The 12,700-nt window shown below is 46.5% G+C and carries 9 protein-coding genes; 1 reads left to right on the top strand and 8 read right to left on the bottom strand.

The genetic code is table 11. The features are described 5' to 3' along the window. Positions 1 to 300 precede the first annotated feature (300 nt). The 8 genes from CSH92_RS15735 to CSH92_RS15700 all read right to left on the bottom strand — a co-directional run bounded on the left by CSH92_RS15735 (position 301) and on the right by CSH92_RS15700 (position 11,815). On the bottom strand, positions 301 to 999 hold the full coding sequence (locus CSH92_RS15735) for a hypothetical protein (RefSeq protein WP_100658593.1): 699 nt from the start codon (positions 997 to 999) through the stop codon (positions 301 to 303). A gap of 81 nt (positions 1,000 to 1,080) precedes the next feature. Then, positions 1,081 to 1,497, bottom strand: coding sequence for a helix-turn-helix domain-containing protein (locus CSH92_RS15730; RefSeq protein ID WP_164084772.1), 417 nt, complete (start codon positions 1,495 to 1,497; stop codon positions 1,081 to 1,083). A 144-nt stretch (positions 1,498 to 1,641) separates the two neighbouring features. Continuing rightward, a complete protein-coding gene (locus CSH92_RS15725; RefSeq protein WP_100658592.1) occupies positions 1,642 to 3,129 on the bottom strand; it encodes a tryptophan halogenase family protein in 1,488 nt (495 codons plus the stop codon). A gap of 20 nt (positions 3,130 to 3,149) precedes the next feature. After that, positions 3,150 to 4,160: a cupin-like domain-containing protein gene (locus tag CSH92_RS15720; protein ID WP_100658591.1), complete on the bottom strand. Its 1,011-nt coding sequence runs from the start codon at positions 4,158 to 4,160 to the stop codon at positions 3,150 to 3,152. A gap of 13 nt (positions 4,161 to 4,173) precedes the next feature. Beyond that, entirely contained in the window at positions 4,174 to 4,893 is a 720-nt protein-coding gene (locus CSH92_RS15715) for a SapC family protein (RefSeq protein WP_100658590.1), read from the bottom strand. Beyond that, positions 4,893 to 6,452 carry a tryptophan halogenase family protein gene (locus CSH92_RS15710; RefSeq protein WP_100658589.1) on the bottom strand — a complete coding sequence of 520 codons (1,560 nt, stop codon included), beginning with the start codon at positions 6,450 to 6,452 and terminating at the stop codon, positions 4,893 to 4,895. Before CSH92_RS15710 ends, CSH92_RS15715 begins: the two co-directional genes overlap by 1 nt. A gap of 71 nt (positions 6,453 to 6,523) precedes the next feature. Next, positions 6,524 to 9,514, bottom strand: coding sequence for a TonB-dependent receptor (locus tag CSH92_RS15705; RefSeq protein WP_100658588.1), 2,991 nt, complete (start codon positions 9,512 to 9,514; stop codon positions 6,524 to 6,526). A 216-nt stretch (positions 9,515 to 9,730) separates the two neighbouring features. Next, a complete protein-coding gene (locus CSH92_RS15700; protein WP_100658587.1) occupies positions 9,731 to 11,815 on the bottom strand; it encodes a tetratricopeptide repeat protein in 2,085 nt (694 codons plus the stop codon). 145 nt (positions 11,816 to 11,960) lie between these two features. On the opposite strand from CSH92_RS15700, the gene CSH92_RS15695 reads away from it, so the two are divergent. Next, entirely contained in the window at positions 11,961 to 12,668 is a 708-nt protein-coding gene (locus CSH92_RS15695) for a DUF6445 family protein (protein WP_100658586.1), read from the top strand. The last annotated feature ends 32 nt before the right edge of the window (positions 12,669 to 12,700 follow it).

Genomic DNA, 12,700 nt, shown 5'->3' with positions numbered 1-12,700 from the left:
CCGACTTATACTAAACTAGCATCCATAAACCAGTGTCTGCTTTCGGGTGCACTCATTCCGGTTCATAAGCGTCCGCTTTGCGCTATCTGCTTTTCTTCAAAGAGTTTTATCTTTGTCGGCTTTACGTACACAGCAGATCCTAACTTTCGTCAGGATGACAGGCTGACAAACGTACACAGCAGATCCTGACTTTCGTCAGGATGACAGGCTGACAAACGTACACAACAGATTCTGGCGATCATTAGAGTGAGGGAAGGGAAGAGGTCCTTCAAAACACTGCTTAATTGTTCAAAACCAGTTCTAAAATTGTTGTAGCCAAACAATGATATCCGACATTAAAGTTGTTTTAGCTAATACTTCTGTTAATGGTCCCATGACCATGATGGGGATTAGGCCAATCAGATAGGCTGGATAAAATTGCTTTTTGTTTATCCAATCAAACAGCATTCCACCGAGTAAGAACGTAAGCATTACCAGCGATACGATTATTGCACCTTCCACTTCTAACACCAGTGCGATACGGCCTACTCCAGGTGTGCCGATGGAGAGTGTTGCTGCGAACATCAGGCGCCTGTGCCACTCGGTCCTATGACGCATCGATAAACCCAAACCAACCAGTAAGGCAAAAACCAGCAAGTTTAACCAGTCAAGCGCTAAGAAAAACTCTGGCGTAAAAAACGGTGGTGTGCGACCGACGATAACGGTATAGGGTAAGAACAAAGCGCCGCTAAGTAACATCCATACCGCAAGAGCGGCTCCTACTCGCCCCATAAAACGATGATTAACGCGTTTATTCGCGTAAATAAAATAGGTTTGGCCGGAATATAACCCCAACCATGCCATAAAGGACAGCGCATGAAGATGCACCCACCAAGGCGCAGTAAAACTCGATTGCCCGGTTAAAATGAATAGTACAAATCCGGCAACGACTATCACTGAATAAGCAATAGCCGTTACAAAGAAAAACCTAGTCTCTCGCTGTTCGCTGGTTACATCCATGACTGTCTCCTTATTCTTGTGAATCAAGCATAGCTCATGACTTTACCTGATGCGCACTTTAAGGAGTTTGATTGTTATCGACTACCAAACATCCTTGGTATCGCCATACCGGTTTATCCACCCCATCAAGTAAGCCATAAGCAAAATCAGTGGGGTAATGATTGCGCTAGGTTCTATCAGCATCCAACTGAGCAGCCCCAAGGCGAGCATAGTAAGCTCAGCTAAAATTGCCGAGCGTTTTGAGCGAGCGCCAGTTAAAGATACCTTGAACCACCAAGGCAAGGCTTTCCAATCGGTTGAGTCTTTATCAATCACGGTAATTTCCTCTGTTAACTTTGTCAGTTCAACTTCAAAGACAGCGGCTAGGCACTTCAAGGTTTCTAAACTTGCCTGATTACCTGACTCAACACGTTGAATAGTCCGAACACTTAAACCACTGTATTCCGCTAACTGTTCTTGCGACCAATTACGCTTGTGTCGAAGCTTTTTGACAATCATGAATAGCCCTCGTTGCTGTCAGGGGAAATTATTGGGTAAGCATGCCATTGTCGGCCACGCCAATGCCACGACAATAACCTGACAGTGTCAAAAATTAGCTGAATGAAGCCTGGTTTTTACCGCGCAGAGAGAGTATAGCTTGGCTTAACGCTGATTCAGAAAGTGCTGAATAAATTGCATGTGCAGCGGCAGGCCGGAAAGCTTTTGCTGCACAACAGTTTCTTGCTGGCGCATAAACATATGCAAGTCGCGGTCACTCATCATATCGACAATCGGGTGATACTGTTTAGGTTGCAAGCCCTGCCCCATCATCACTTGCACCCAGGAGTTTTCGGCAAATAAATCGTCCTGCTCTTCAATGATGGTACCGTTATTGTGGAATAGGTCCATGATTTGCTGTAACCGGTCAGATACCTTCATTTCGCGCAGGTAACGCCAAAACTCGTGATCGTCGCGCTCTTGTAGATGGTAATGCAGGACGATGAAATCCCGGGTCGTCTCTGTTTCAATGGTCATTTGCTGGTTAAATCGATTGCTCAGATTCTGATCGATACCATCGGTTGGGAACAGACTGATCAACCAAATAATGGCTTGCTGGATCAAATGGATACTGGTGGATTCCAGTGGTTCAATAAACCCACTGGATAGTCCCACGGAAACACAGTTTTTATGCCAAAATTCTTTGCGTTGCCCGGTAGTAAACCGGATCAAACGAGGCTCGTTAATAGGCTCGCCATCTATCCCCTGTAACAAATCATCCAGTGCACTTTGTTCACTTTTAAACTCGGTGGAAAAAACCACGCCGTTACCCACACGATTTTGTAGGGGAATTTGCCAGCGCCAACCGGCATCTAAAGCAATGGAACGCGTAAACGGCACCGCAGGGCGATGCGATTCTGTTTGCACGGCATACGCCGCATTCGCCGGCAACGTCTCACTCCAATCGTTGTAGCCAACACCTAAGGCTTGCCCCAACAGGAGTGATCGAAAACCCGTGCAATCAATAAATAAGTCGCCTTCCACACGTTGGCCTGAGGCTAGCGTTATCGACTCAATATGCCCACTTTGGGGTGTCAGGTTAACTTGAGCAATCTTACCTTCAATCCGCGTCACCCCATGCTTTTCGGCAATCGTGCGCAGAAACTGGCCGTACTTCGCTGAATCTAAATGATAGGCATAATTGAGATTAGGATCTTGCGTGTGCGCGAATTTACCACGCTCCGCTGCAACAGTTTCGAGGCTATAGGCAGCATAGTCTTGCGCCATTTTTTGCTGCTGCGCGCGCACCCAAAAGTGATGAAAACCTGCCGCCCAACAAGACAACCCCGATTTACCGAAGGAGTGAAAGTACTTATGCCCTTTGCGTTTCCAGTCCTCAAACATGATACCAAGTTTGTAGGTACCATTGGTTGCCTTGAGAAAGTCTGCTTCATGGATCTTGAGTAACTGATGGATGGTCAGTAGTGACGGAACGGTGGCTTCTCCGACCCCGACGGTTGGAATATCATCGGATTCAATCAGGGTAATATCGAGACGACGCCCAATCGTGGCTGAAATGGTTGCGGCGGCCATCCAACCGGCGGTGCCACCACCTGCAACTACTATTTTATTGACCATTTTTCCGTTAACCATCGTGTTCGCATTTAATCCAATTATTTAAGGTTATTGATTAGCAGCGCTTTTATTTTGCGTGCCGTAGCCTCAGTCATCTGCGACTGCTGCTGTTGGCTACGCGCTGGCAAGTGCTCGTACATATCGTCGGGTTGTTCAAACACAAAATGATTAAACAAAGCCTGCCATGCTTGACGTTGCGACTGGGGTAAATGTTTGATACTCATCAGCGCATGCAATAAGACTTGATTGGGCTGCCCCAAATAGGCGGGGGTCTCGCGCCACCAGTAATTAACCAGTCCGTTAACTGGGCTTAGGCTCTCTACCGAATGCCACCACATACTGGGTACATAAATCGCATCTCCCGGTTGCAGTACTGTTGTTTGAGCCACTTTCATCGCGTGCCTAAAACGCGGAAATTGAGCAAGGTCAGGGTCACGGATATCTACCATACTGATGGGTTGACCGGCGGGGGTAAAATCCAATGGCCCGATATACATGTTTTCAGACTGATCCGGCGAAAATAACGTAAATCGCCGCTCACCGGCAACACAACAGGCAATGTTGGCGGGAAAATCAAAATGTGGCGCGACCACGGATTGGTTGCCCAGCCAGATTGCTTCGCGGACTTGTGTCGCCTGCAACGGTAACCTGTTTTCCATGGCAAATTCAGGCAAATGGTCACGCGTTTCTAATGAGCCAACATAATAAGTGGGTTGTTTCTCACGCCCAGCAATTTCAGCAATCTTATTTAACGCATCATCAAGGTAAACTTGGGACTGGATAAAATTAAAACCGTCTACCTCTGCATTGTAAAAAATACGCCCCTGCGCCTCGGGGTTAGCCATAAACGCATTAACCGGCTTGCCATTGTAAAGTGACGTTAAATAACTCACGAACGCCTGATGTGACGTTCGCGCAGCCTCCACCGCTGGCCAATCAGCAACTAGGCCGCGCAGTACCACCGGAGAATCGGCACCATAGATGTCTTCTGGCACTTCTCGCGAAGCACATTGGATTTCTGCGATGGGCGTGGCGTAAGCTGGCTGCATTGTGTTGTAATTATTAACCTAAATTACGGTTGCGAATATCCACGAGATTACCGAGGTTAGACATCGACGCCATCATCATGGTGATAGGCAACAACAATTTTTGTTGATTGAGATCGTGCAATGCCTCAGCCGATAGCGCCTCAAATTTATCATCAGCAATAGTGCTAAATCCGACTAGCTCGTAACTTGTACCATCATTCAATGTTATGGCGATGGTGCTTTCTTCTAACAAATCGTATTTATCTAGTGCCGCGGCTAAAATCTGATTTTGCGCGTGCCCAGTATCAATTGACTCCAGCATCTTAATCACTTTCTCAAGGTAGGGTGTGTTGCCGCCCTGATCATTGAACACCGCTTCTCCAACCGAAGTATTAACTCTTGGGTGAGCAGGATTAAAGGTGATCACTTGCTGTTTCTCATCGCTGCCCTTCACTTGCTGAAAGCCAATAGAGAATGGCTGACGCTGCACCATGATAGGAATGTAACGGGCGTCCCATCCATTCGCTGTCAGAAACAAGTTCTCGCCTTCCTCAAAGCCAAATAAAGTCACCGGAAACATCGTATTTGTTTCTCTATCGCGATACATCAAGATTGGATAGTGCGCCAGTGCGAGGCGAAATTCGAAAGGATAGGTCATGCAAAACATGACATCATCGCCTAGCTCCGGGGCACGAGCGAGATTAATCTTCACGTCAGCATGGGCGACATTATTTAACATTTCAAAATTCGACATTATGACAACCTGTTAGTCCAACTAAGTTTAATATCCCTGAGCAGACGCCGATTGGTCGGCAGATGCTGGGTCAATTTCTGTAATTCGGCTTGTTTCTTTGTTAGCAAATTTGCTACGTATGCGCGCTCCCGACTGGCGAGGCGTTTCGATGCTAACGTATTTTGGGTTTTAAAACCCATGCCATACAAGATGTACTGATAACTCGCGGGCGGAAACATTGACTCTGCCACTTCGACATCTGCATGCCATGGTGCTCGGGTTTGCCACATCGACAATGCACGCTGGAGCGACTTAGGTATGGTACTCGGATCGCGATGATTTAACCAATAGTCACTGTCGGTGCGCTGCGATAAGACGTAATGCAGTTTGATAAAATCAATAATGTTACGCCAATGCAGATCCATGCGTAGATTAAATTTCTCAGCGACCACATCAAGATTCGCTTTGTTCAAGGGTAAATGGTCACGCAAAAAGTTTGCTGAGAACTCAATAAGCACCATTGCGGTGGCCTCAAGCGGATCAATAAACCCAGAAGACAAGCCAACCGCTAAACAATTGCCCTTCCAGAACGTTTCTAAGTGTCCTGGATCGAGGGTAATTTCGTTAGCGGTTAAATCCTTAAATCGAACGTGAGGCATCTGTTCTTGTATGTACTTTTCCGCAGTGTCAAACGCGTACTGCCGATCAGCATAGTCAGATGAATATACCAAGCCGATACCTTTGCGAGTGGGCAGCGCAATATCCCAAATCCAGCCGTTTGGGTGTGCCGTGGCATGCGTAGTGGAATTGATCGGCGCATCGTCACTGGCATAGGGCACCTGAAACGCCACTGCACGATCATTAAACAGTACAGATTTCTGACTTTTAAACGGTACTCCTAACTTTTGCCCAATCAATAAACGTTTGAAACCGGTGCAATCGATAAATAGATCACCGGTAACTTTCCTACCATCATCCAATGTGACCGCTGTAATGTTGTCGCCTGCTTCTGCGTGTACTTCAACCACTTCAGCAAGGATATGTTCAACGCCCAGATTGTTCACGGAATGGTCTTTCAGTAACTTGGCAAACTTACCTGCATTTAAGTGATACCCGTAATTAACAACATTGGCATACTCGGGAGTTGTGGGCTGCTTGGGGGCTAAATGTTTATTGCAGACTGCAGTTTGCGCGGTGGAATACTCATCAAACGTAAGCGCACCATCTGTCTCTAACCAATGCTCAACGACATTGATATCTTTGTAGCCCATCGGCAGTGAAAATGGGTGACAATAGCTCTCACCGTTGCCATGCAACCAATTAATAAAACGCGAGCCTTGCTTAAAGCTAGCATCACACTCACTGATAAATTGCGCCTCAGATATACCGATACGGCGTAAGGTTGCGGCCATAGTTGGCCATGTCCCCTCTCCGACACCAATAGTTTTAATGTTTGGTGACTCAATCAAGCAAATTTTAAAGTGGGAATGCGTATCGAACTGAGCGGCTAATACCGCAGCTGTCAACCAACCGGCAGTGCCTCCCCCGACGATGACAATATCTTTGATTGCAGAATCCATAGGCCCTAAATTTAAAAAACTCACCAAAGCAGAAATGCTCTGGTGAGTTTATGGCTTATTAAGGTTTAACGCTAGAACGTATAACGGAATCCAATGTTATAACGCGGTCCTGTTTGGGTAACACCTGCCACTTGCAAGTAGTCACGAGCGTAACCACGCGTGGTTTCATCCGTTAAGTTAATCACTTCGAACGCGACCACTAAGCCGTTATCGAAGTCATAACTGGCGTTAAGATCCCATTGTTCGTACTCATCAACATACCCTGGCTGACGTCCACCAGCGAACGATAACCATTCATCACGCCAGTTGTAAGCAAGACGCACTTGGATGCCGTACTTGTCGTAGTACAAGATCAAGTTACGTGTATCACTTAGACCAGGTAACGCGAACTGCGCTTCATTGAGTAAGCGATTGAACTCACGATCAGAATTCGCAATCGTGGCATTCGCGATGAAACCGAAACCGGTATCTTCAAAGTCATGCTGTACTGCAATTTCCCAACCATCGATTGTTAACTCTTGATCACTGTTGATCCGAGTATCCAAATCAAACACGGCTGGGCCATCACGGCCTACAACTCCAGTGATCGTGCCACCACCATTACCGTCAAGTTGCACTCCTGGTGCATCTGGACGATTTTCAAAAATCCAATCACGGATTTCTTGGTTTGACGGCGTACCACCCAAGGCTGCTACAGCTTCTTCAAACAATGGACCAAAGCCAGGGAAGGCTAAGTCTGGGAAGATCGGCACATCTTCACGAATGGTAGAAGCGATGAAGTTAGAAACCGTTTTGTTGAAGTAACCAATTGAGAAGTAACTTGCCTCGTCATAGTACCACTCATATGACAAATCGTGGTTCTCAGACTCGTAAGGTATTAAGCCCGGGTTACCGATACTACCTGTCGCACGATAAAGTCCTGACGAGTTGTACTGAATAAAGTTGGCAATATTCAGGTTACCACGTAAGTCACCGTAACCTGCGCGAGAAATCGTTGTGCTGTACGAGTAGCGAAGTTTCATGTCGTAATCAATATCGACATCTATATCCAAACTCGGTAACCAGTTGTCATACTTCGCAGTCAATGAAGACGGTACTTCTGTGCCATCATCCTGGGCAATCCACTCGGTAGCAGCAACCCAGTCTACGCGAGTATAGTTACGCGAGGCAGCACTTGAGAACACATCGGTCTCTTCATAACGTAAACCAAGCAATAAGCGGTAGGGGTAATCGCCCCACTCACCTTCTAACTTATATTGTACGTAGGCTGATAACGTTTCTTCTTCGAAGTTGTTACCAAAGCCAGGGTTGAAGTCAGGACAGAAGGCATTACCACATGACCCCGCCAGCAGCGAACCATCACCCGCAAGAGCAGGCGCGAGATACAGCGGGTTGCTTGGATCAAGTGACTCCAAGAAGACTGCTCGCGCAGCCACTTCGGTATAATCAAACAAGAAGAAATTATTGGTAATCTGATCACCCGCATCAAAGGAGTCAAACACACCTTCCAAGCTCGCTGGTGTCATCAAATCAGCCATAGAACCAAGCGCACTGGCTTGAGGCTCACCCCATGTATTACGCTGAACCTGACTTGTTGCTTCAAAGTTAGCAACTTTATTCAAGCCAACACCGAAATCGATGGTTTGGCTATCGTCTAAATAGTATTGACCAGAGAACTGCGCCTGTTCAATATTCATTTTCGCCCAGGCGTTGTTATATACACTACCAGTTAAACGCATGTCGTCTGGCGACAATGGGTCGTTAGACGTAGTTGTAGTTACCGGAATATCACCTCGATAATCTATGGTGGTCGACGCACGGTTACGTCCGCGTAAACCAGCAACAGTTAGGAATGAGTTTGTACCACGAATTAAGTCATCTGGCTCACGCATTGACTCCGAGTCATGATAGTCAAACGTTAGCTCAAGTTCATCGCTCACGGTCCACTCAAAGTTAATCCCGATAGAGTTTAACTCATTGCGCGAAGCACCGCCGCCGGCAGCGTGCGGGAAGTCAGGCTCACGGTTTACTTCGGTATACACCAACGGCGACACAACTGGCCCTTCAGACCACAACACTTGATCAGGAACCTGTGCAACCCAGAAAGAAACGTCATTAAAGCTGTTGGAAACTTCCTGCTCTGCGTAAGTGTAATCCAATGTCACTGTCAATTCGTCCATTGGGCGATATTGCAAGGTTAATTGTGCGTTGGTACGGGTCCGTTCAATTTCACTTAACTGATACACAATGTTACGTGGTAAGCCAACGATATCGCCCGCGCTCGGAGCAGTTCCGTCTAAGCTTACTCCATCGCGAATGCTGGCACCGTCGACTTCAGCGAAGAAGTTAGTCGTCGCAGATTGCGCGCCGTTATTACGTTCTTGCACACTACCAGTTAAAGAAACACCGAACGTATCGTCAAAGAATGTGTTGCTGTAAATACCTGAGAATTCAGGGGTAAAGGCATCACCAGTAACAGTTGATGTGTCATTGACCGCCTTAAGACCAAAGCTAGCATTCATTCCAGGATTCTGGAGTGGTTTAGCAGTCAGAATATTAATCGTTGCACCGATACCGCCGGTCGGGACAAACGCCTTACCCGTTTTGTAGATTTCAACGCCAGATACGCTTTCTGAAGCCAAATCGCCAAAATCAAATGAGCGACCCAAACCGGAGTTTGTTGGTAATTGACGACCATTCAAGGTAACTAAGTTGAAATCGGCACCAAAACCGCGAACAGTAACGCGAGAACCCTCACCGTTCTGACGGTCAATAGAAACACCGGTAATCCGCTGCAACGACTCCGCTAAGTTGGTGTCTGGGAATTTACCGATATCTTCCGCATTAATTGCATCCACGACCCCTGATGATTCGCGCTTGGTATCCATTGCGCGAATTAAGCTGCTGCGGATCCCTGAGACCTGAATGACTTCATATTCCGGCTCATCTGCGGCTGTGCCATCTGCGGCATCTTGCGCATAGACAGGTGCCATTAAACTCACGCCTAAGGCAAGTGAAACTCCCCGCGCGACAGGGCTTTTTAGACGGTTCTTGTATTGCATAGACGTGTGTCCCCGATTCCGTTTGTTATCAGTTTGTTATAAAGATATTTCATATTTTAACTTCGCATAGGATTGCGGCAAACAGAAGCGGGTTGCGGTGAGTTGGTTTGGGCGAGCGGTAAAGCGGAATAAAGACAGAAGCCTTTAGTTTGCTAACAAAAAACTAACATGAATTGTAAATGCTGTCAGCGAATTGTGCCCTGCATGTAGCAATTACTAATCCGATTGCATGGATTGCCAGCGCTGGGCTTCTACAGTATCTCCGGCCATTGTCATAATTTGCGCCATACGGCGATAAAGTAGCGGAAACTCATTCACTCGTTCTGTAGCAATCAACATTTTAGCGTAGCGTTTTACTGCCGCCAGGTAAGCACGAAAGTCATCCATGCGTTGCTGCTCTTGTGCATACTTTATTAATAAACCATAGGCTCTGATACTGGCCGAAATTTGATCTGGGTAATCATCGATCACCTGGTCCAAATAACGCTGACCTTCGGTGTAATTGTTCAGCTTCATATAATTTAACCCAATCCAACCCAGTGCCTGAGTCACTTTGGTTTCATCTTGTCGAACATAATTTAACGCTGAAAGTAAATACCGGTTTGCTTGCTGTAACTCACCCTTAGCCGATAAATACTCTGCCAGTTTAATATAGCTTTCGTGGTTGTGGGGATACTGCTCGATAAGTTCTTTGAGGTGAAAATAACTTGCCTCATTGTCGCGCAGGAAACGATTTAATTCAGCTAACTCGTAATGTATTTTCCAGTCAGCCATACCGCTCTCAACCAACGGTTTCCGGCGCGCGACAACCTCAGCAGGACTTCCGACCTCAGCAATAACTTCGTCTCTGCGCGCCGTGGTTGTAGCTACCAGATCGTTGAAATTAATTTGTTCGGTAAAGGGCGATTTTTGCACCATGCCCAATAAACGATTCATCACCTGAATAGTCTCATGATTGGGAAAACCAATCATCGCTGCTGCCTGGTTTTTAGCTAACGGTGTGTGCTCAACGTCAGGTGCAACGTCGTTAACGATGGCTTGGGTAAATTCGCGTGCGAGGTAATAATTACCGGCATAATCAAAATGCACATGCTCATGCAATAAGTCCCACCCGGGTGCATAGGGTGAACTTGCCGCATCAAATACCGCCACATTATCAATAAAGGTAAACTGATCACCCACCAAATCATTGCCAACTTTACGCACAATATCATTCATTACGGGGGTCGTACGGAAGCGTTTAGTATCGTAGTGCAGAGCTGCCTGATAGTGTTCGGTTGCCGCACTATATTCCCCCTGTTTCTCAAGTGCCACGGCTAATTGAAAGTGACTATCTGCATATTCTGAATCAATACTCAATAACTCACGGTAATACTGTTCAGCCAACGCCCAGTTTTGCGCCGTGAACGCTTCACTGGCTTGCGTATTAATTTGATCCCAACGCGCACTCTCCGCGGTTGACATGTTCTCCCGATGAGCCGAGCCAAAAGGAGCTGAGTGCCTCAAATTTACTGGCACAGAAGAAACAACCACGTGCATGTTCTTACCCTGTAACATGGCCACAATATCACGTAAATTGCTTTCATAGTGACTATAAACAGCGTCTAGGCGAGGGTCGTCATGCGGCACACTAAAACCGGAAAACATTTGCATGCCTTGCCACTCAAGTTCCTCGTCACCAGACACCTCTTGCACGCCTTGAATAAGATCTTCTGCGGCTTGCCAGATACGTGTGCGCTTCAGGGCTTGCAGAGAGCGGATAAGCGATAAGCTGGAGAGGAAATTCTGACTAAAAGTGCTGGGACCATAAGGGCCTACCACCTCGTTGTTGCCCATTAAAACAATCGCATAATCAGCGGAGTTTGCTGGCAAAGTGCGAGCAACCTCATACACTACGTGAGAGTTTACCGAGGTCATTGCGGTGTTAATAATTTCGATTTTTTTATTCGGTAAAGCTGCTTGCAAATGTGCAGCAAGATGTCGGTCCAAACCATGATTCACATGCGGAAAACCCTGCGCCGCAGACCCACCTAGCACGTAAACTCGAACGGTATCATCCCCCGGCGTAGGGGTTAAAGTATTGTTGACAGGCGCCACACCTAATGACGGCGGATAAAACTGATTGGCAAATGACTTGTTATCTTGTAAGTGGGGTTCACCATTAATCTCGATCTCATTGAAAAATTGATAATGAGTACCGTAGCCTGCTAAGCGCAATCCTCCTTCCAGCACCCCAAAAAAGAGCGCCGGCACGCCGACAACTGCGATAAAAGAGAAGACAAATTTCTTTGCAGGAGACATGTTATAGATTCCCTTATTAGGTGTTTTGGCGAGTATTTGAGACTATCTAATTGGTCTGATGTACTTCATTTCAAGCGCTCATTAACTTAGTCTATGGTCTAACTAAGAGTCAATAGCTTCCCTTTGTCAGAGTCTTTTACCGATTATGCAATACCCAATCAATCGAGGGGCGACCCCTTATCTAAGTCAGGTTGGAGAGCAAAAAACCCCGGTTTTTATTCTCGATAATTTCCTCGAAAATCAAGCGAGTTCGCTGATTGAGACCTGTAATTCAATGCACTTCGATAACGCTTCAACCTATTATCCAGGAATACGCGCCAAGCTACCCGACGAATACGTTTTACATGTCGCTCAAGCACTCATTCCAGTACTACGAAAAATCTATGTTATCCCTGCAAACTACAGCGTGGAATTTTTTGACAGTTTTTTTTCGCTAGTTACCTGTGAACCAGAAAATTTGACTAAAGAGCAACAGATCCCGCATTTTGACGGAACTGATCAGTATCGCTTTGCATTGCTGCACTATTTAAACCCCAACCCCCATGGGGGCACAGCGCTGTTCCAACACAAACCGACCCAAATAGAACGCGTCACAGAGCAAAACGTCAATCAATACTTGTCTTCTGTTAGTGCGTACTTCAACCAACAAGGCTCGCCGACCGGTCGCTATATTGACGACTCCAATCAACAATTTAATAAGATTGGCGAGATCCCCTACATGCCAAACCGATTAGCAATATACCCTGGTAACCTGTTGCACTCAGGTGTTATTAATCCTTCCACAGATATCGACGAAAACCCCCGGACTGGAAGGCTCACAGCAAATATATTTTTGAATTTTAAAGCGCAGTAATTGTTGTCACGGAGGCGCAAATATATCAGCGC

The sequence above is a fragment of the Neoalteromonas flava genome, from assembly GCF_002807685.1.
Taxonomy (GTDB): Bacteria; Pseudomonadota; Gammaproteobacteria; order Enterobacterales; family Alteromonadaceae; genus Alteromonas_E; species Alteromonas_E flava.
This window is presented reverse-complemented; position numbering and strand designations above follow the sequence as displayed.